Annotated in this window: 19 protein-coding genes and 1 pseudogene; 10 read left to right on the plus strand and 10 right to left on the minus strand. The window is 37.3% G+C overall.

Annotation, left to right across the window (positions count from 1 at the left end):
• Positions 1–131 precede the first annotated feature (131 nt).
• On the minus strand, positions 132–407 hold the full coding sequence (locus tag EXE10_RS17750) for a hypothetical protein (RefSeq protein WP_130114276.1): 276 nt from the start codon (positions 405–407) through the stop codon (positions 132–134).
• 152 nt (positions 408–559) lie between these two features.
• Between EXE10_RS17750 and EXE10_RS17755 the strand changes: the two genes are divergently transcribed.
• Positions 560–1063 carry a hypothetical protein gene (locus EXE10_RS17755; protein ID WP_130114277.1) on the plus strand — a complete coding sequence of 168 codons (504 nt, stop codon included), beginning with the start codon at positions 560–562 and terminating at the stop codon, positions 1061–1063.
• Between the two features lie 98 nt (positions 1064–1161).
• Here EXE10_RS17755 and EXE10_RS17760 read toward each other — a convergent pair whose 3' ends face one another.
• From EXE10_RS17760 to EXE10_RS17770, 3 genes are all read right to left on the minus strand, one after another.
• Positions 1162–2502 carry a CitMHS family transporter gene (locus tag EXE10_RS17760; RefSeq protein WP_130114278.1) on the minus strand — a complete coding sequence of 447 codons (1341 nt, stop codon included), beginning with the start codon at positions 2500–2502 and terminating at the stop codon, positions 1162–1164.
• 416 nt (positions 2503–2918) lie between these two features.
• Positions 2919–4247: a hemolysin family protein gene (locus EXE10_RS17765; protein WP_068975819.1), complete on the minus strand. Its 1329-nt coding sequence runs from the start codon at positions 4245–4247 to the stop codon at positions 2919–2921.
• A 142-nt stretch (positions 4248–4389) separates the two neighbouring features.
• Entirely contained in the window at positions 4390–5379 is a 990-nt protein-coding gene (locus EXE10_RS17770) for a LysR family transcriptional regulator (protein ID WP_068975818.1), read from the minus strand.
• A gap of 648 nt (positions 5380–6027) precedes the next feature.
• Here EXE10_RS17770 and EXE10_RS17775 point away from each other — a divergent pair.
• Complete coding sequence (locus EXE10_RS17775; protein WP_130114279.1) at positions 6028–7632, plus strand: isocitrate lyase; 1605 nt, start codon at positions 6028–6030, stop codon at positions 7630–7632.
• 339 nt (positions 7633–7971) lie between these two features.
• Here EXE10_RS17775 and EXE10_RS17780 read toward each other — a convergent pair whose 3' ends face one another.
• The 6 genes from EXE10_RS17780 to EXE10_RS17805 form a co-directional block, all read right to left on the minus strand.
• Positions 7972–8259, minus strand: a complete 288-nt coding sequence (locus tag EXE10_RS17780; protein WP_068975816.1) for a PA4642 family protein — start codon at positions 8257–8259, stop codon at positions 7972–7974.
• 265 nt (positions 8260–8524) lie between these two features.
• Entirely contained in the window at positions 8525–8797 is a 273-nt protein-coding gene (gene minE, locus EXE10_RS17785) for a cell division topological specificity factor MinE (RefSeq protein ID WP_004722763.1), read from the minus strand.
• A gap of 2 nt (positions 8798–8799) precedes the next feature.
• Positions 8800–9612, minus strand: a complete 813-nt coding sequence (gene minD / locus EXE10_RS17790) for a septum site-determining protein MinD (protein ID WP_068975815.1) — start codon at positions 9610–9612, stop codon at positions 8800–8802.
• Positions 9613–9678: 66 nt separating this feature from the next.
• The gene (gene minC / locus EXE10_RS17795) at positions 9679–10407 is read right to left on the minus strand and encodes a septum site-determining protein MinC (protein WP_068975814.1); all 729 of its coding nucleotides are present in this window, start codon (positions 10405–10407) and stop codon (positions 9679–9681) included.
• A 126-nt stretch (positions 10408–10533) separates the two neighbouring features.
• Positions 10534–11583 (minus strand): preprotein translocase subunit SecA, encoded by a 1050-nt coding sequence (locus EXE10_RS17800; protein ID WP_130114280.1) that lies wholly within the window; start codon positions 11581–11583, stop codon positions 10534–10536.
• Positions 11584–11634: 51 nt separating this feature from the next.
• Entirely contained in the window at positions 11635–12552 is a 918-nt protein-coding gene (locus EXE10_RS17805) for an acyltransferase (protein WP_130114281.1), read from the minus strand.
• 239 nt (positions 12553–12791) lie between these two features.
• Here EXE10_RS17805 and EXE10_RS17810 point away from each other — a divergent pair, with 239 nt between their 5' ends.
• From EXE10_RS17810 to EXE10_RS21765, 8 genes and pseudogenes are all read left to right on the plus strand, one after another.
• Positions 12792–13442 (plus strand): OmpA family protein, encoded by a 651-nt coding sequence (locus tag EXE10_RS17810; RefSeq protein ID WP_068975811.1) that lies wholly within the window; start codon positions 12792–12794, stop codon positions 13440–13442.
• A gap of 343 nt (positions 13443–13785) precedes the next feature.
• Positions 13786–15825 carry a UvrD-helicase domain-containing protein gene (locus tag EXE10_RS17815; RefSeq protein ID WP_068975810.1) on the plus strand — a complete coding sequence of 680 codons (2040 nt, stop codon included), beginning with the start codon at positions 13786–13788 and terminating at the stop codon, positions 15823–15825.
• 102 nt (positions 15826–15927) lie between these two features.
• Positions 15928–16380: a dUTP diphosphatase gene (gene dut, locus EXE10_RS17820; protein WP_130114282.1), complete on the plus strand. Its 453-nt coding sequence runs from the start codon at positions 15928–15930 to the stop codon at positions 16378–16380.
• A 231-nt stretch (positions 16381–16611) separates the two neighbouring features.
• On the plus strand, positions 16612–18042 hold the full coding sequence (locus EXE10_RS17825; RefSeq protein WP_130114283.1) for a phosphomannomutase/phosphoglucomutase: 1431 nt from the start codon (positions 16612–16614) through the stop codon (positions 18040–18042).
• 56 nt (positions 18043–18098) lie between these two features.
• A complete protein-coding gene (gene argB / locus EXE10_RS17830; protein WP_068975807.1) occupies positions 18099–19001 on the plus strand; it encodes an acetylglutamate kinase in 903 nt (300 codons plus the stop codon).
• A 207-nt stretch (positions 19002–19208) separates the two neighbouring features.
• The gene (locus EXE10_RS17835) at positions 19209–19991 is read left to right on the plus strand and encodes a GNAT family N-acetyltransferase (RefSeq protein ID WP_130114284.1); all 783 of its coding nucleotides are present in this window, start codon (positions 19209–19211) and stop codon (positions 19989–19991) included.
• 532 nt (positions 19992–20523) lie between these two features.
• Positions 20524–21372, plus strand: coding sequence for a class II glutamine amidotransferase (locus EXE10_RS17840; protein WP_130114285.1), 849 nt, complete (start codon positions 20524–20526; stop codon positions 21370–21372).
• Between the two features lie 466 nt (positions 21373–21838).
• Positions 21839–21905, plus strand: a pseudogene (locus EXE10_RS21765) (hemerythrin); the annotation flags it as partial.

Consider the following 21905-nt stretch of genomic DNA (forward strand, 5'->3'; position numbering starts at 1 on the left):
TCGTAAATGACAACTTATGTGTCGCGTGACGCTGAGATAGCTAAAGGTTTTTTGTAGGCAATCGCTTTCATATGACCTCATTTTTTATTGATTGATCAAATCATTTATATATGGATAGAATAATTTATACACTAATCAAATAGTTTAGACAGTAAAAAACGTATGGGTAAACTAAATAATCGCCACCATGTATAGAGTGGTAAGGTAAACCAATTTTCATAGTTCAATGTATTATTAAAATGACGGCGTTCTTTCTTTTCTGCCGATGGCGTAATGATATAGGCAAAGACAAGTAGCGCTACAGCTAAAACAAGCAAAAGAGGTTGTTGTTGCTTGGCAAAATAAAAGTAAAAAAGGTATAAAGCTGAATAAAAACTGGTACATGCGATTAAAGCTGAAATTGACATAATACGATGAGATCCTGAATTATTATTTGATTAACATTGATGGATGATCAGCTAAGTAGTAGCCTTTCTATATTGAGATTAACATTATCTCTGTTTTAATTTTCAATTTATGCGAAAATAGGCACTTAATTTATTTTGTTTTTAGGACTCCCATGACAGATTCTTCTGCATCATTAAGTGATATTGAAATTTTAGACATTCTTCAATCAATGAAATCTGATGAACTCAATGTCGAATCAAATAAAATCATTCGTGATGGTGGGAAAGCAGGACGTCAGGAAGCACATAAACAGGCTTTGGTGGCTTTAAATCAAAGTTTTGAAGAAAAATTTGTAGAGGCAGTTGTTTTAGCTTTAAATTTAAATGAAGCACAAGCCAAAAAAATTCGTTATAAAAAAGACCGTATCCGCATTCTAAAAGCGCATGGCATTGATTATTTAAAAATTGATGGTGCTGAAACAGCACAAGTTTTATCTCAAGTGGCTCAAGCGATTATTCGTGAAGATGCTATTGTGACGCATAACCTACATAATATTTTCCCTTTCTGGAAAGAAGGCTGGCCAATGGTACAGTTCGATAGCGCGTATAAAATTTTAGAAGATGATATTAATATTCACTATCAAGCTGTATTGGATATGCTGATTACTGGCTATTGATTCTAAAAATTAGTCAAAAATAAAAGCACGAATATCGTGCTTTTATTTTTTTTGAGGGCTAGGAATATCTGTATTGGGAGAATATTTCTAGTTTCAACTCATTGCAATGTCGAATAGAGTGGGAATACACCAAGAACTAATGCCGCAGCACCCATGACCAAACATGTCAAAATTGCCCATTTAATGGTGAATTTCTGATGTTGTCCTAGCTCAATTCCAGCCAAGCCACAGAGTAAATAAGTCGATGGAACCAATGGTGAAAGTAAGTGTACAGGTTGTCCCACGATCGAAGCACGCGCCATTTCTACAGGGGTAATACCGTAGTGTCCAGCAGCTTCAGAAAGAATAGGAAGCACGCCGTAATAGAAAGCATCATTGGACATAAAGAAGGTCAAAGGCATACTAATCACAGCGGTAATTGGGGCAAGAAATGGTCCCATGCTTTCAGGAATAATCGCCACCAACTCCTTAGACATAGCATCCACCATACCCGTGCCTGAGAGAATTCCTGTAAAAATACCAGCTGCAAAGATAATCCCAACGACATTTAAAGCACTTCCTGCATGGTGTGCAACCAGTGATTTTTGCATATCAACATCTTTATAATTCACCACTAGTGCGATACACAGTGCAATCATAAACAGGATTGGTAGCGGTAACACGCTTTTGACCAAGCAGACCATCAACACGACTGTAAGCAAAGCATTGAACCATCTTAAATGTGCACGATTGGCTTCTGGGTTGGTCGAAATTTGAATATTGTCACCATGACTAACATCCAATTCGATGATACCTAAACGCTTACGCTCAGAACGACCATACATATAGCCAACAAAATACAGCCAAAGAATGGCAATAATCATTGGCAAGACCATCGGGACAAAGACATCGCTCGCTTCAACATGCAGTGCACTTGCTGCACGCGCCGTTGGGCCGCCCCAAGGGGTTAAATTCATGATACCACTGGCAAGCATCATTAAGCATGCCATGATCAATGGGCTCATACCTAAACGCTTGTAGAGCGGAAGCATAGCTGCAACACAGATCATATACGTGGTTGAGCCATCACCATCCAATGACACAATAATGGTAAGTGTAATTGTACCGATGACCACTTTGAGTGGATCGCCTTTGACCAATTTAAGAATGAATTTAACTGAAGGATCAAACAGCCCAGTATCAATCATAATGGCGAAGTAGAGGATTGCAAAAAGTAGCATTACACCTGTAGGTGCGAGCTTTTTCACACCATCTAACATCATTTCACCGAGTTCTTTGAGTTCGAAGTGACCTATGCTGTCGATATAAAAACTCAAACCATAAGTAATGAGTGCAAAGACAATTGGAATCAGTGTTAAAGCTGCGAGAGCAGTCATTTTTCGTGACATAATTAAGTACATAAAGCACAAAATCATGCCCAAACCTAATACGGTGAGCATAGTTCAATCCTTGAAGATAGGCATTATTGAAAAGCCTTTTTTTGTGTAGGTGAATGCTAATAGTTATTTGATTAAATTAAAATATATGATTGAAAATGATGATTTCATCACTATTTTTGAAAATTATAAAATATAAAAAACAGTCAGTTATGGATCTTAATAATTTTTGCACTAAAAAGGTGATTATTTTTAATATTTTGATTTTTAAGATATTTATTTTTAGTGGCTTGATTTGAGTTGAATCATGATAATTTTCATATTTTTTAAAATGATAAACAATCTGTGCTATGGGTCATATTCTTTACATGGTTTATAAAGGAAATGGACGAATCGTGTGGTTAAAACAGATAAGCTTAGTCACCTATGCTTGTAGGTCACTAAGCCTATGTCTAAAATTTTAGCCATTAAAAAAATGATTATTTAGCTTCTTCTTCAGGTGTTTCTGCTTCACTAGGTTCTAATAGACGTGTCACTAAAAGTTGGTCAATTTTAAAATGATCGACATCGACAACTTCAAATTTATAACCACCAAAGATCACGGTATCCGCAGGGCGTGGAATTTTTCTGAGTTTATACATCATAAAGCCCGCCAAAGTTTCATAATTATCTGCATCAGGCATTTCATCAATAGCCAGCGCATGCATCATGTCTTCAATCGGTGTGCTACCTTCGATTAGCCAAGAGTTATTATCACGTTTAATGATTTGTTGTTCTTCTTCCATTGGCGTAACCCAATCGCCCATCACGGTAATCATGATGTCAGACAGGGTGATCACACCAACCACTAAAGCATATTCATTGATCACCACAGCAAATTTTTCTTTACTTGAGCGGAAACGATCGAGAAGTTCAGAGAGTGTTAAAGTATCAGGAATGGTTAAGACATTACGAATCGTTGATTCATTGAGCTGATTGATTTTCTGATTATTTAAAATGCGAACCAGTATATCTTTGGCATCGACATAGCCAATCACTTGATCAATATTTTCATTGCAAACTAAAAACTTTGAATAAGGATATTCAGCCAGTTTTTGACGAATGCTATCTTCTGATTCTTTAAGTGTAAAATACACCACATTTTCACGTGTGGTCATACTTGAAGGTACATTACGTTCTTCGAGTTCGAATACATTCTCAATAAAATGGTGCTCTTGTTTTTGCAATACACCTGCTTGCGCACCTGCATCCATCACCGCAGAAATATCGTCAAAAGTAATATTGTCTTCACGTGTCGTATTCACTTTGAATAGACGGAAAAGCAAGTTGGCAACAGCATTGATAAACCAAGCCAATGGCTTACAGACCACAATAAAAATCTGAATCGGGTTAATGACTGAAACAGCAATTTTTTCAGGTGCAATCATTGCCATACGTTTTGGCATCAGATCTGCAAAAAGAATAAATAATGAAGTGACTAAGGTAAATGAAAGCGCAAAGCTGATGGTTTCAGCCCAAGGACCAGCGTAGAAACGTGAAACAAATTCAAAGAAATAAGGACGAAAAGCACCTTCACCTAAAATACCGCCTAGGATGGCAACAGCATTTAAGCCAATCTGCGACGCAGCAAAGAAATCAGCTGAATTTTGCTGTAAGTCGAGGACTTTTTGTGCGCGTTCATCACCTGATTCGGCAAGGATCTTGAGTTTGACTTTACGCGCACCTGCAAGTGCGATTTCAGTCAAAGATAAAAAACCTGCTCCTACAATAAGTACCGCGATGATGAGGATATTCTGGAAGAGGCTCACGAATCCACCTATGGATCATCATTATTATGAGATGTTGTTAATATGTCATAAATTAACACAAATAAAGGGAGGTAGTGTGTAAAACACTACCGATTTGAATTGAGTATAAGCTTGAAATGATAAGAATTTAAGTAAAATTCTATTAATATTGAGAAAAATGCGAATTATTTTGCATGAATTCACGATTTTCTTCTTCAATCATTTGGCGTGCCACATAAAGAATCAATTGACGTAACCAACGATGTGCAGGGTGATGATGCAATAAAGGACACCATGCCATTTTTAATTCAAATTCAGGAATATAAAATGGAGGATCTTTGATTAATAAATTTTGGCTTTTTGCTTGTAGGCGAGCAATGCGAGTCGGTAAGGTTGCAACCAAGTCAACATTGGATGCCAATAATGCAGGCATTTGATAATGACGGGTAAATACTGAAATTTTACGTTTTTGCCCAATACGTTCTAAAGCCTGATCAATCCAGCCTAAACCTGCTTGTTTTTCAGGATTGACACCAAAGCCTACGCCCATCCCCGTTTTGGATACCCAGATATGTTGTGCATCTAAATAGCTTTTGAGATTTAAATTATTTGCAGCAGGGTGTTTACCATTTAAAAGACATGAAAAGCTATCACGCCAAACAAGGACTTGATGGAAACTTTGTGGAATTTCATTGAAACGGTTAATCGCTAAATCAACTTTACCTTGTTCCATATCACGATATGACACATCACTTGGTGTTAAAAAGTCGAGAACCACGTTTGGTGCTTCTGAACGTAAGGCTTTAACTAAGCGAGGAACAAGAGTCGCTTCGGCATAGTCTGACGTCATGATGCGGAAGACACGATTTGAAGTATAAGGGCGGAACTCGGTACGTGGTTCCAAAATCATCGACAAATCAGAAAGTGCATCACGAATACGCGGTTGTAATTCTAAAGCACGTTCTGTTGGGGTCATACCTTCAGAAGAACGAATCAATAAGGGATCATTAAATAAATTACGGAGACGACGTAAAATATTACTCATGGCAGGTTGGGTCACACCCAATTGTTCTGCGGCACGGGTGACATTTTTTTCACGTAAAAGAACGTCAAGGTAAATTAAGAGGTTGAGATCGACCCGCTCAAGATTCATAAAAAAAATACCGAAAATAAAATTTAAAAATCATTTTGGATTATGCCATAAGGAAATGGCTTTGTGTAAAAAGTAGAAGAAAAAACATCTAGCTTATCGGATGAGCATTATCATTTATTAAATTGATGTCAGTAAGTATCTAAGCATAGAGTAAATCACAGCAGTTTATAAATTTTATCAAAGCATTCATTATATAGTATAGCCTAAGCGCTTAGTTTGGAAATGAATAATAAACACAAGGTTTAGGTAAATTAATGAACAAGGAGGATAGGGGTGTTTTACGAATATTTTACCCGTATTTTCTCTGATAAAATGTGAAATCAAGTTTTTTGTTGATTGTTCAGACTTAAGTCTAATAAAGTAAAAATAACCAAATTGTATTATATCTATACAAACGCTAAGGAATTATTTCTTGAAAAAGTTATTTAAAAATAATTATTTAAAATTTTGAAACATAATTATAATAAGACTTTGATCTACATATTTTTTAAATAAATACTGAGAATTAACTCAAAATATTGGATTAATTCTAGGAGTCAATCTAAGCTAAGTCCATAACAACGAAGTGTTCTAAATCTGAACAATTGAATACCGAGCAGGTTCAGCACTTCAATTGATGAAATCCTAATATTATTACAGGAACATATCATGTCTACATACTTAACAGCGATTGATGCAATCCGTGAATTAAAAGCAAAATTCGGAAGCACTTGGCGCGACATTAGCCCAGAAGATGCTGCGCGTATGCAAATGCAAAACCGTTTCAAAACTGGTTTAGACATTGCTAAATATACAGCTGCGATTATGCGTCGTGATATGGCTGCTTATGATGCTGACTCTAGCAAATACACTCAATCATTAGGTTGCTGGCACGGTTTCATCGCACAACAAAAAATGATTGCGAACAAAAAATACTTCGGTACAACTGAACGTCGTTATATCTACCTTTCTGGTTGGATGGTTGCTGCACTTCGTTCAGAATTTGGTCCACTTCCTGACCAATCTATGCACGAAAAAACTTCAGTTCCTGCATTAATCGAAGAAATCTATACTTTCCTTCGTCAAGCTGATGCGAAAGAATTAAACGATTTGTTCCGTGCGCTTAAAAAAGCAAACGAAGCTGGTGATACTGCTAAAGCTGCTGAAATCACTGCTCAAATCGACGGTTTCCAAACTCACGTTGTGCCAATTATTGCTGACATCGACGCTGGTTTCGGTAACGAAGAAGCGACTTACTTACTTGCTCGTAAAATGATCGAAGCTGGTGCTTGTGCACTACAAATCGAAAACCAAGTATCTGACGCTAAACAATGTGGTCACCAAGCTGGTAAAGTAACTGTTCCACACGAAGACTTCATCGCTAAAATCCATGCATTGCGTTATGCATTCTTAGAAATGGGTCTTGACGACGGTATCATCGTTGCACGTACTGACTCTGAAGGCGCTGACTTGACTCAAAAAATCCCAGTGGTTAAAGAGCCAGGCGACATCGCTTCTCAATACATCAGCTACTTAGACACAGTTGAAATCGACATCGCTGAAGCTCAGGAAGATGAAATCCTGATCAAACGTAACGGTAAATTACACCGTCCTAAGCGTTTAGCTTCTGGTCTGTATCAGTTCCGTGAAGGCACTCAGATTGACCGCGTTGTACTTGACTGTGTGTCTAGCTTACAAAACGGTGCTGATCTTCTTTGGATCGAAACTGCGACTCCAAACGTTGAAGAAATCGCTCACATGGTGAACCGTGTTAAAGAAACAGTTCCAAATGCGAAACTTGTTTATAACAACTCTCCATCGTTTAACTGGACTTTAAACTTCCGTCAGCAAGCATACGACCGTTGGGTTGCTGAAGGTAAAGACGTTTCTGCTTACGACCGTGCTAAATTAATGAGCGCTGAGTACGATGCAACTGAATTAGCTGCTGATGCTGACGAAAAAGTTCGTACATTCCAAGCTGATGCTTCTCGTGAAGCGGGCGTGTTCCATCACTTGATCACACTTCCGACTTACCACACAGCTGCTCTTTCTACGCATGAGCTTGCTCAAGGTTACTTCGGCGACCAAGGTATGCTTGCTTATGTTGCTGGCGTTCAACGTAAAGAGATCCGCGGTACGATCGCTTGTGTTAAACACCAAGCAATGGCTGGTTCTGACATCGGTGATGATCACAAAGAAATCTTCTCTGGTGACAACGCTCTTAAAGCGCACGACGATGCTAAAAACACAATGAACCAATTCGCTGCTCACTAAGCTCTGAATTGATTCGAAGAAAACCCAGCGAAAGCTGGGTTTTTTATGGTCTGTACTTTTTTGATGGGTTAATTCTATTAAACACAGAATATGTTGAAAGTTGGTATTGGCGTATTGAAATGGGCTAGATTAAGGCTTTTGACTTGTATTGATGCCATTATGGTTATTTCGTTAGAAAATTATGTCGATAACTGTAAATTCAAATATTTAGTTTGGGTCTAGATGATTCGTATTTAAATGATCAAAGGTATCTAGAGTGAAGTTTATAGATCAGCGTAAAATGATGAGCATAAAAAAGGGAAGCTCAATTAGCTTCCCTTTATTTATTCACTAAAAATATTAAGCAAATTTAGCCAATACTTCTAAGAAACCTTCTTTTTGACGAGGATACTGTGCAATCACGTCATGAATGCGTTGACCTTCTGGATTAGTCGCATTGACATCGCGTCCATCTGCAATGAATTTAGTCAATAAGCGCGCATAGTCGAAAGGACGCATGTGTTTAAATGCATGATAAAGCACATGGAAATCACCATTCACACCTTCAGGCGGTAATTGATCCAAATAGGCAAATACACGCTCGTCTGACCATTCTTCATTGAACGTTGCTGGCTGTGAAAGTGCCATAACAGCATCTCCTCAAAATAATTAATTGTTTGACTTATCTCAATATTATAAAAGCATTTTCAGATCGTATTAGAATGAAAACAGCAATGTTTCTATGAAATTCGTCTATGAAAAAGGGCAAAAATATGGGCAGAAAAAACCTTTTTAGCTCGATCTGCCCACTCGAAGCACAGCTTCTCGTCTTGCGACTGGGCAAAGCAGCGCTTTGCTATCCCAGTCTCATATTTTGCCCTGAATCAATTCACTTGACTAATCAATAATGAAATTAACGTTCTTCAGGTAAATTGATATTCATTTCCAACATTTCAATGTTAGCTTCTGAACGAACTTGCATTTGAATATGCTGCTCATCCACACCACGTACATAACGATTGACCACTTGCATGATTTCTTTCTTCATTTGATCAATCTTATCTTGGCTCAGGCGTTTACCCAAGCCATTTTCAGAAGCAACGATAACTTTTAAGCGATCTTTAGCAGTTTGGGCGCTAGATGGTTTGTCATCATTGCTAAAAAGTTTACTCCAAAATCCTGCCATTTCTACGCTCCAAATAGACGTGCTAACCAACCCTTAGGTTTCACTGTAATATGACGATAAGGACGCTCCTCACCTAGGAAACGTGCAACAAGGTCATCATAAGCCTGACCTGCGCTTGCATCTTGATAAAGAATAACAGGCTTACCTTCGTTCGATGCTTGCAATACGCTTGGGCATTCAGGAATTACACCTAAAGTTGGTACACGTAAAATATCTTTAGAAATATCATCAATCGTTAACATTTCTTGTTTATCAGCACGTTCAGGGTTGAAACGAGTGATACATAAATGCTTACGTACACGACCTTCGTTGTTTTCAACTTTCTTGGTTTTGCTGTCCAACATACCGATAATACGATCTGAATCTCGTACAGAAGAGATTTCTGGATTCGTCACGATGATTGCTTCATCTGCATGATACATGGCAAGGATCGCACCACGTTCAATCCCCGCAGGTGAGTCACAAATAATGTAATCAAACTCTTGTGATAGTTCATCGATAACGCGAGCTACACCTTCATCGGTCAAAGCATCTTTATCGCGTGTTTGTGATGCAGGAAGAATATATAAATTTTCGATATCTTTATCGCGAATTAATGCTTGTTGTAAACGTGCTTCATTATTTAAAACGTTTACAAAGTCATATACAACACGACGTTCACAACCCATGATCAAGTCTAAGTTACGTAAACCTACGTCAAAATCAATCACAACAGTTTTATGACCACGAAGGGCAAGTCCTGTTGCAAAAGATGCGCTCGTTGTAGTTTTACCTACACCGCCTTTGCCTGATGTAACGACAACAATTTTGGCCACCGAATCCACTCCTATTATGGTCATCCACCCGTTTAAACGAGTTTTATATGGTGTTTAATTTATACCTTAAAATTGCAAAGCTTCAAATACAAGCTCTTGCTGATCATTTAAGTGAATATGTACAGATTTTTTAATTACATCTGGCGGGATGTCATCTGCGACACAATATGTCCCTGCAATCGAAACCAATTCGGCTTCTAGTGAGTGACAAAAAATTCTTGCAGTTGTGTTACCACCTGCACCTGCAATGACTCTACCACGAACACTTCCGTAGATATGTATATTTCCTGAAGCAATCACTTCTGAGCCACTATTAATCCCAGCATTGAGAATAATGTCACCATGGTCTTGTACAAGGCATTGACCTGTTCTTAAAATTTCATCATGGTAAGAGGTGATGTGACTGACTTTTTTAGCGGGTTCAGCATTGACATGATTCACTTGCGTTGTTGATGCTGTTGGTTCTTTTACAGGCGTTTCAACCACTTGTTCTTTTGTCGCTTTAATCCGCTGTAATGGTCTGTCTGCTGCCAATACTGGAAATTGAATTGCACGTGCTTGGTCACCCAATAAGCCATCAATCACAGCCATAGGCTGTAAATCTAAGCTGATTAACAATTGAATAAGCGCAATAAGCTCTTGTTCAACAGTCGTGTCAATAATAACTAAAGCCCCTTGATAAGAGGTTTCGCTCATCATTGAATTTAATTGCTGGCGGATGGCATCATGATCATTTGTATCAAAGGTTAATCGGGTAAAATTAACCATTCTGCCAGTAATCCGTATATCAGCCATAGTGATTCCTTAATAGGCTTGTGACCTAAATTCTTCTATCTAAAAGTCAAATGGTGAAATTGAGCAAATGCTAGAGCATATTGAATGATTTCTCTAGTAAAGATACAAATATTTTCAATGAATTGCTTATTCTTTCGCTTGATCATTTTTTTCTAATTCAATTTGCCACTGTTTTACTTTCACTTGTTGCCTAACTGATTCTAAACTTTCATAGACTACAGATTCAACCAGTTCTTCAAGCTTTTGATTATCAATATTTAACTGACTTAATTTAGTTGAGATCAATTGATAGGTTGAATTTGGGCTTTGTACATTTCCTTGGGTGAATGGATCAATGAGACCTTGAGTAATATTTTCACCCAATTGTTGCCCAATATTTTGAATTTGATTTTCAATCATGCTACCTGCAATTGGAATGAGGCGTAATAGTTGGGTTAATTGTGGTGTGTCTTCAATTGCTTGGCGGACAATTTGTCCAACACCATTGGTGATTACTGTTTTTTGTGCTTTTAATTCAGTGGCTAAAGCCTCTTGCAAAATTTCTGCTAATGTTTGTGCAAATTGCTCTCGGTGATGATCTACCAGATTATGGATAATCTTTTTATGCGTCGAACTGGTGTTTAATTCATGTTTGATACTATCAATCACTGTGATGACAACACGATCTGAAATTTCCTCCATCACCACACGGTAATAGAACAATACACGTTTCATAATACTATCTGGAACTACTTTATAACCAAGTTCATGGAAACGATAGGCAATAATGCCGACACGGATTAAACGTAAAAAACGTAAGTATGGATTGATGGCTAAAATTTCATACCAATGAATAAAAGGAAAGAAGAACCAACGTGCATGATGTTTATTGATAATCGCAATGAACCAACGAATACCGAGCTCTGCAATTAAAAAGGTAATAAACCAACTTTCAGTTTTGACAACCCAAGGATATAGATCAGTTTTGTAATAATGTAAGACTTGTGGAAGTTGGATTTCGTTAAAAAACCAATTTCCAAATTCACTCATTAGAAATGCATTGGCACTCAAACAGAACAAGTTAAACACGATGATAAACATCATAAAGATGTCATAACCAAAAGCGATCCACCAACCAACCGTTTTCTCTACTTTTGGTGCTTCTATGTTGTCTTGATCTGTGGCTTGTTCTGTCATACCAATCCTTTGTTATTTCTGAGTTATTTTTAATTTTTCATCGAAATGAATTTAATTTTTGTATTTTTGTTTCATTTGGGAAATGAGTTGGTCTTTTTCAGTCCAAAGTTCATCGACCCAAATTTGAAAACGTTCACGGTATTCTGCATCAACTTCATAGTTACCGCCAAGTACCCAATCAGGAATATTGATTCTACGCATATTGACGGCAATACGAGGAACTTCACCTAGCCAAAACTCACCATATCCTGGCGCACCATCAGGATAAACAATCGTCATATCGACCAATGCATCGATTTTATCACCTAAAATATTGAGTGCTAAGGCTAATCCGCCTGCTTTAGGTTTGAGTAGATTGGTATAAGGTGATTTTTGCTGCGCATGTTTTTCTGGTGTAAAACGTGTCCCTTCAAGATAATTCAGCAAGGTAAAAGGTTGACTTAATAACTGTTCACAAGCATTGCGAGCTTCTTCCATATCACGATGTTTCAGTTCAGGGTTTTTCGCAATTTGTTCTTTCGTGTGACGCTTCATCATTGGAAAGCCTAAAATCTTAAAGGCTTGTCCCACGAATGGAATGAAAATTAGCTCCCATTTGGTAAAGAAACGAGTGAGTGGCATACGGGTTAGACCAAAGTATTGATTCACTGTGGTATCCACCCAACTTTGATGATTACAGGTCATCAGATAACGACCTTGCATATTTAAGTCGAGGTTTTCATCGACAGAAATGTCCCATTTCGTTTCAGGAAGTACATGATCAATCAACCAGTTATTGACACTTAACCAACTATTTGTAATGTTAATATTGGTTTCATCGACTTTTTTGGATTTTTTAAAAAATTTCGTGAAGCCTAAAGCCAAAACAGGCGGTCCATGAAAGAAAGTGCTACCCGTAATCACAGTACCAACGGTTAAACCTTTCGTAATTTTTTTTAAAATAGGTTGCTTCTGCTGTTGAGATGACATAGAACAGTCCTAATCTTGGATTGAGAAGATAAGTTCAATTATGCAATATAGTCGTTGTGACTGAATTTAAAAAGACACAATTCATCACTATGTATAAATTATGGCGTTCAGTTTGTAAAATGAGATCAAAATATTACAAAATGTTAAAAAAAAAGCGCTTTTTAACAAAATACATATAGTGAGACTTTGTTTTTTATACCAAAATTACTTCAACAAAAAACACAACTTGGAGGCATGTCATGCGTGCACTAGTAATTACAACTTTAACAGCAGGGGCTCTCGTACTTTCTGGCTGTCAAACAACTGGTAATAATATCGGCGGTATGGAATACGATAAAGCTGCTTTAGGTGGTTTGATCGGTGCGGCAGCAGGCTATGGTTTGTCTCGTGGTAATGCAAATACTTCTGCGCAAAACAACCGTGCAGCAGCGATTGGTGCTTTAGTTGGTGCTGGCGCAGGTGCTTATTTAGATAATAAAGAGAAGAAACTTCGTCAACAAATGCAAGGTACTGGTGTAGACGTTAACCGTAATCCAGATGGTTCTGTTTCTTTAATTATGCCAGGTAGTATTACATTTGATACGAATAAATCAAATATTAAGCCTAACTTCTACGGTACTTTAAACAAAGTTGTTCAAACTTTGAAAGAAGACAACAAGAGTGTAATTCTTGTTACTGGTTATACAGATAACACAGGTAACGATGCAATTAACATTCCATTGTCACAAAACCGTGCTGCGTCTGTAGCAAGCTACTTGAAAGGTCAAGGTGTTTCTAGCCGTATTGACACTCAAGGCTATGGTTCACAAAACCCAATCGCAGATAACTCAACTGCTGCTGGTCGTGAACAAAACCGTCGTGTAGAAATCAGCATCTATGCTGCGAGCTAATTCGCATTACATGAAGAAGTTAGTAAAAACGTATTAATTTCTTGATGGTGTTGTTGAAAAAGGAATCATAGACTTTTTATGGTTCCTTTTTTTATTCTGTGAGTCATATTTCGAGCGTAGAATTACAGCTAATCGAATTTAAAATAAAAATGCATTCACTGTGTTTGAAGATAAGTTATTAATAAATTGAAATTTAATCATTAAGAAGATGTTCTCCAATTTATAAAAATGGTGAGCTGACAACTTAATACATGTAGTACTGTGTCTTAAAATTCACATCAAGCATTTTGCAAGTCCTCGTTAGATGACTATAATCAAGCGCGAAGTTTTTAGAGGATGAATAATGTCGAAAGCAAGTCAACTGAATGACAAGCAACTTGAAGCCATGAAATATACTCAAGGACCCTTGTTAGTACTTGCGGGGGCAGGTTCAGGTAAAACCTCAGTAATTACAAGAAAAATTGCATATTTAGTTCAGCAGTGTGGCATTCCAGCACATCGTATTACGGCGATGACATTTACCAATAAAGCGGCACGTGAAATGAAAGAGCGTGTGGGTAAGTTGCTAGGTAAAGAAGAGGGTAAGGGGCTTTCAGTTTCGACTTTCCATACTTTCGGTCTAAATTTATTACGTATAGAGCTTAAAAATACGCCATTAAAAGCCAATTTCTCTATTTTGGATGCAGATGACTGTAAACGCATTTTGATGGATTTGATGCATCGTGACAATTTGTCAGGTGCTGAAAGTAAAGATTTGATCGCCAAAGCCATGAAGAAAATTTCAGATTGGAAAAACGACCTAATTCTTCCTGAGCAAGCACATACGACTTGTGAAACCACCGAAGATGTTCAATTTGCACATTTGTATCAACTCTATGAGCGTAATTTGCGTGCTTATAATGCGGTAGATTTTGATGATTTGATTGTTATGCCAACGCGCCTTTTACAGGATAATGCAGAAGTTCGTGATCGTTGGCAAAATCGTGTTCGTTATTTATTGGTCGATGAATATCAAGATACCAACACAGCACAGTATATTTTAGTGAAATTATTGGTAGGTGTGATGGGGCAATTCACTGCGGTAGGTGATGATGACCAATCCATTTATGCATGGCGTGGTGCAAAACCTGAAAATATGGCGTTGCTAAAAGATGATTTCCGCAATTTAAAAGTTATCAAACTTGAACAAAACTATCGTTCAACCAGTCGTATTTTAAAAGCTGCAAACCATGTGATTGATAACAATCCGCATATTTTTGATAAAAAATTGTGGAGTGATAAAGGTCATGGTGAAGTCATCAGAATTATCACTTGCCGTAATGATGATGATGAGTCTGAGCGTGTAGTCAAAGATTTATTGACTCATAAACTCATGAATGGGAAAAATTGGAAAGATTACGCCGTACTGTATCGTGGTAACTTCCAAGCACGTGTTCTAGAAACACAGCTTCGTCAAATGCAGATTCCTTATAAACTTTCAGGTGGTCAATCGTTCTTTGGACGTGCTGAAATTAAGGACATCATGAGTTATTTACGTGTCATCATTAATCCTGAAGATGACAGTGCATTCTTACGCATTATCAATACACCAAAACGTGCGATTGGCCCTGTGACGCTTGAAAAGCTAGGATTATTTGCGCAAGAAAATCATCTTTCACTATTGGCTGCGGCGAATGATCAACGTTTAACAATGGTGATGCCAAAGAAAGCAACCACGCAATTGGCAGAGTTTGCCGATTTTATTAACAACTTCACACGTGAATTGTTAGATGATGATGAGCCTGTACCGAAAATTCGTCAGATGATGATGGAAGCGGGCTATATTGATTATTTAAAAGAAACGGCTGCCACTCCAGCACAGGAAAAAACCAAACTCGATAACGTGGAAATGTTGTATAGCAGTATCCAGAGTTTGATTAACCGTGCGGAAGATGTGGATGAAAAAAATATTGAAAGTGTGATTCGTAAAATGGTGTTACTCGATATGCTTGAGCAACAGCAGGAAGAAGAAGACACAGATAAAGTCAATTTACTCACGCTACATGCTTCAAAAGGTTTGGAGTTTCCATTCGTTTACATCATGGGCTTAGAAGAGGAATTACTTCCACATAAAAACTCGATTGCAGCTGAAACGATCGAGGAAGAACGTCGTTTGATGTATGTGGGGATTACCCGTGCGCAACAAGGCTTGACGCTGACATTGGCAGAGCAACGTAAAAATGGTGGTCAGATGAAGCAAATGACGCCAAGTCGTTTCTTAGATGAATTGCCACAAGATGAGTTGGATTGGCTAGGGCGTAAGAAAAAGTTGGCTGAAAATGTCGATCCTAAGCAACAAGCACAGCAATATCTGCAAAATTTAAAAGCATTATTGAAAAAATAATCGCGAATGATCTCAGGTTTATATTCACTCTTGGTCTTTGAAGCAAAAGATTAAGGGTGCTTTATTTAAAATTTCCACGTTTAATTTCAATAGGATTTCAAAATGAAAGTTCAGGTAAAAGTACTTGATACACGTTTAGGTCAAGAATGGCCAATGCCAACTTATGCAACAACGGGTTCAGCTGGTTTAGATTTACGTGCCTGTGTTGAAGAGGCGATTCAAATTGAGCCAGGTCAAACTGTTTTGGTCAAAACAGGGATGGCAATTTATATCGAAGATCCGAATTTTGCAGGTTTAATCTTGCCTCGTTCAGGCTTAAGTCATAAACACGGCATTGTTTTAGGTAACTTAGTGGGTTTGATTGATTCAGATTATCAAGGCGAACTGATGGTTTCTGTATGGAATCGTAGTCAAACAACATTCACTTTAGAGCCAGGTGAGCGTTTGGCTCAATACGTTCTTGTTCCTGTAATTCAAGCGCAATTTGATGTTGTGAATGAGTTTGAAGCAACTGAGCGCGGTGCAGGTGGTTTTGGTCATACGGGTAAAAATTAAAAAAATTACTTGATCATAAAGCCTGCAAAATGTGGGCTTTATTGATGATTTTCTAGTTTTTAACAAAATAAATATAAACAAAATATGCACTTTGAATATATTATTATGCGTTAATATATATGATTGCCTCTGACCCAAAGATATAGCTTTCACATAAATGATTTAACTTTTTATTCTAAAAGTTTAGAAATTGAATCAACATAAAGGGTTAAGCGAATAGAAGTTTTGCTTATGAATAAAATGTATAATTTTCCATTCCAAATTTTCCGTGCCTATGATATTCGCGGAAAAGTTGAAATGATGCAACCTGAGCTCATTCAGGGAATTGCAAATGCTTTGGCGAGTCAATTTATTGAAAAAGGTCAAACTGAGGTTAGCTTAGGTTATGATGCACGTTTAAGCAGCCCGATATTTGCACAATTAATAAAACAAGTTTTTGAAAATAATAATATTCAGGTTACTGAAATTGGATGTTGTTCTACCCCACAACTGTACTTTGCTGCACGTAGTACGCAAGGGAACGGTATCATGGTGACGGCAAGTCACAATCCTAAAACAGATAATGGGATTAAATGGATTATTCAGTCTGAACCGCCATCACCTGAAATGATTCAAAAAATTGGCATACTGGCTTCTGCGTATTTACAAGGCGAAAAACATTCAGGTTTAGAACGTAATTTTAAAATCTCGCATCAAATCAAATCTGAATATTGTCTTTCATATCAACATACCATTCTAAAAGATATTCATTTAACTCGACCTTTAAAAGTCGTGATCGATGGGTTAAATGGTTCTGCAGGTTTTTGTGCCAATTTGATCTTAAAGAAATTGGGTTGTGAAGTTGTTGCTATTCGTTGTAATGCAGATGGTAATTTTCCTGATCATGCACCAGACCCATCACAAGCTACACATTTAGAATTACTGCGTCAAAATGTTCTCAATCACCAAGCGGATATAGGCATTGCTTTAGATGGTGATGGTGATCGAGTTGTTTTACTGGATGAACATGCCCACATTATTTCAGCAGATCGTTTATTGGCATTGTTTGCGCAGATTTGTTTGAAAGATCATCCACAACATGAAATTGTATTTGATGTGAAGTGTTCTTCAATGGTACGTCAAGCGGTTGAGCATTTGGGTGGAAAAGCCAAAATGATCCGCACAGGAAGTAGTTTTCTACGCAAATATATGTCGCAATCTAAAGGTCTAGCGGTCTTTGGTGGAGAATATGCAGGGCATTATGTCTTTAATGATGGGCGTGGCATGGGCTATGACGATGGCTTATATGCTGCACTACGTGTCATGGAATATATGTGTGCATTCCCTCAAGCAACTCTCTCTGAAATTTTAGCCGATTATCCTGACCGTTTTTATACTGAAGATACTTACATCAGTACCCATCATACCGACCCTAAAACTGTACTCAATGAAATTGAAACTTTAAGCCAAAGTTTCGGTGCTGAACTGAGTAAAATAGATGGGATACGCCTTGATTTTGAACATGGTTTTGGCATTATTCGAGCATCGAATACTGGTGAATATTTCACAGTACGTTTTGATGCGGATTGTCCAAATCGTTTAGATGAAATTCGTCAGACATTTGCGTCTATGCTCAGTGATCGTTATCCTATGATCGCTCAAGATATTCTACGAGCACATTGACTGTTTTATTTTCAATATCTTCAGTCTAATTCCTACAGTTTATTAAGGAGAGGCGAATGTCACATCAGCATACTGGCATCGACAAAGCACAAATATTGACTGAAGCTTTGCCGTACATTCAACGTTTTTCAGGTAAAACGCTGGTGGTGAAATACGGTGGCAATGCAATGACTGATCCAGCTTTGGAAAGTTCATTTGCGCGCGATATCGTGTTACTCAAAACTGTAGGTTTAAATCCTATTGTGGTGCATGGTGGTGGCCCACAAGTCGATTCATTATTAAAACAATTAGGTCGTGAATCTGACCGTATTGATGGAATGCGTGTAACTGACCCTGAAACCATGGAAGTGGTGGAAATGGTCTTGGGCGGTAGTGTGAATAAATCGATTGTCAATCTGATCAATAAGCACGGTGGTCGTGCGATTGGTCTTACTGGTAAAGATGGTAATTTGCTCCGCGCTAAAAAATTACTGATGGAAAAGACACAAGATGATGGTTCAGTGACTCAAATTGATTTAGGTTTGGTTGGTGAAGTCGTGGGTGTTAAAACTGACGTTTTAGAAATGTTCACCCAAAGTGATTTTATTCCCGTGATTGCACCTTTGGGTGTAGATGAAGATGGTCAAACCTATAATATCAATGCAGATCTTGTCGCTGGTAAAGTTGCTGAAGCATTGGGTGCTGAAAAACTCATTCTATTAACCAATATCACGGGCGTGTTGGATGAGAATAAAAATCTGCTTACAGGTCTAAGCACGCAAGAAGTTGATCGCTTGATCGAAACTGGTGTGATCTATGGTGGTATGATTCCAAAAGTCGGTTGTGCGCTAGATGCTGTAAAAGGTGGTGTGGTGAGTGCGCATATTGTTGATGGTCGTGTACCACATGCAACTTTATTGGAAATCTTCACCGATCATGGTGTAGGGACGTTGATTACCAATCGTGCTAAAGCACATTAATCATTTATTTTTTGTGTCTTAAGCTTGCTCTATATTTAAACTCTTCCCGAGATGGGGAGAGTTTTTTAGTTCTATTTTAGCTAAAAATAAAAAGTTTCTTTCAAACTTGAATGACCATTTATAAGCTGTTTTAAAACGTTCATTATTTCGTCACATCTTTGTCATGTGGATTGCCTAGTGTTAATAAAAGCACAAGGAGCAGAAAATATGTTCGCAAAATTAAATCAAGTTCGTCAAAATTTTAGTATTCCTTTACCACTTCCAAAACCTAAAAAAGCACAATCACAATATAAATTTGAATGGGTCGAAGACCTCAAAACGCTCAAAGAAGTACAAAAATTCCGTGCAGTTCAATTCGCAGATCAATTTGGCATTACATTTGAAAATGGTTTAGATCAAGATTTGTATGATCTTGATTGTGAGCATGCAGTACTGCGTGACAAATGGAGCAATGAAATCGTTGCTTATACACGATTAAAGTTGGTACAAGGTCATGAGTTGGCACAAAGCTATAGTGCACAAGAGTTTGATGTTTCTCAATTTTCAAATCTAAGCAATATCGTAGAAATTGGACGTACTTGTGTGCATCCACGTTATCGTAATGGACGTGCATTGTCGATGTTATGGCTACATTTAGTTCCGACCGTATTGTGGAAAATGAAAGCCAAGCACTTGATGGGCTGTGTCAGTATTCGTTTAGAAGACAATAAAGCACGTGCTTACTATACTCACCAACATCTAAAAAAAATGTCTGCGCAACAATCGATTGATGTGAAAGCAAAACCAGCTTTTGAACCGATGCATCCTGAATATAGTTTTCCGCAAGATGAACGCATCCCGAAATTGTTTGATGTTTATTTAAAAATGAATGCGCGTTTATCTAAGCAAGCATTTCATGATGAATCATTTAACTGTCTAGATTATTTTGTATTTTTAGATGTTAATGAAGTAGCGAAAAATTTTGTGTTAAATAAAATGGTTAATCGCTAAGTGTTTTGATCTGTATTACAAAGTAAACGAGAATGCTTTTCTTATGGCTTTCCTGATAAAAAATAGAAAAGTATTCTCAATTCAATTAATAACTGATGTTACGTATTTAAAGAATGTTTAAAAACTGAGAGTGCTCAACACATTGACTATCACAACAAAATTCTTGAGCTAGCACAGCCCCATCTGCCTTGCAAAGTTTAGTTCAATTTGTGTAGGCGATACTTACTTTTCAAGGATGAAAAGTAACAAAAATCCTTTGTTGGGCGAGGGGTATATCCTATACCTCCGCCCAACGGCGACATCCGTGTCGCCTATCGCGATAGTACCTCTGATTTGAAATCTACAATCACTAATTATTTTTTGATACTCATTGATGATAATCAGCTACGCATTAAGCATCATTCATTCATAAACAAATCATTGGTCGAATATGACTTCATTTGCAGTAAATATCAGTGATTGAGATTTGCAAGCTTGTGACGACTCATGCACAATATTCATATAACTAAAATGCTGTATGAATGAATCAATTATGTGTCAATTACTTGGAATGAACTGTGCTGCACCGACGGATATTACCTTTTCTTTTAAAGGTTTTTCGCAACGCGCAGGAATAACATCTGATCATTCCGATGGCTTCGGAATTGCTTTTTTTGAAGATAAAGCATGTCGCTTATTTGTTGATAATCAATCGGCTGTTGAGTCTCCTATTGCTGAATTAGTACGTAATTACCCGATTAAATCACGCAATGTGATTGCTCATATTCGTAAAGCGACACAAGGTAAAATTACTTTAGAGAACTCGCATCCTTTCATGCGAGAGTTGTGGGGTAGACAATGGATTTTTGCCCACAATGGTGATTTACATCATTTTAATCCGCATTTATCAGGGCGTTTTACACCAGTAGGTAGTACGGATAGTGAATTAGCATTTTGTTATTTGCTTGAACAGTTGGTACTTCGTTTTGGATATTTTGAGCCAAGTTTGAATGATATATTTTCTTTACTTGAAGAAATTTCTCCGAGGATTGCAGAGCATGGGACATTCAACTTTTGTCTTTCCAATGGGCAAGCACTTTTCACTTATGCAACGACGAAGCTGCATTGGATTGTTCGTGAGTACCCATTCACTTACGCGCGTTTAGTCGATATTGATGTCGATATTGATTTTAGTCAATTTACCACCAAAGAAGACCGTGTTGCTGTGATTACCACTGAGCCACTGACTGAAAATGAAGTATGGACAGCGTATCAGCCTGGTGAAATGATTTTATTTAAAGAAGGTCAGATGGTGAAAACTGCAACAACACGAGTGGAAAGACTGATTCGTGAAGCGGCAGATCCGAGTTTGGTGCGAAAAACTAAAGCAGATCAGTATTAATTTTAAGCAATAATGTAAAAATATATAAGGAGTAGTGATATTTAAAGTCATTACTTCTTTTTAAATGTATAGAGACAGAAAATAAATACAGCTCCTCATTTTTAAATGGTAAATTGAATTATTCATATACATGTCTTTTAAATATTTAAAAGGATGGGTCATTGAAAATATTTTCATTCATAATTAAATATTAATAAAAACCATTTGGGATTTAATTAAATTAAACTATATATTTAAAACTTAAAACAATTTTGAGCGATTGTGATTATGATCACGATTCAAATTGGTTAAATAATATCTTACTCTTTTACTTTGAATTAAAATAATTAACACATATAAACAATGGTTTAAACTTTAATGCAGACTTTTTTATTAATTCCGAGTAATACAGTTCATTTTTATTTGAATTAATAGTCGCTATGATGGCTTCGAAATATGAAGACATTATTTTTTTTAAGGTGGTCGTATGAAGATGAAATGGATTCCAGAATATAATACTGGTATCGATGTGATTGACGATCAGCATAAAAGGA

The organism is Acinetobacter sp. WCHAc060033 (assembly GCF_004209125.1).
In the GTDB taxonomy this organism is placed as follows: Bacteria; Pseudomonadota; Gammaproteobacteria; order Pseudomonadales; family Moraxellaceae; genus Acinetobacter; species Acinetobacter wuhouensis.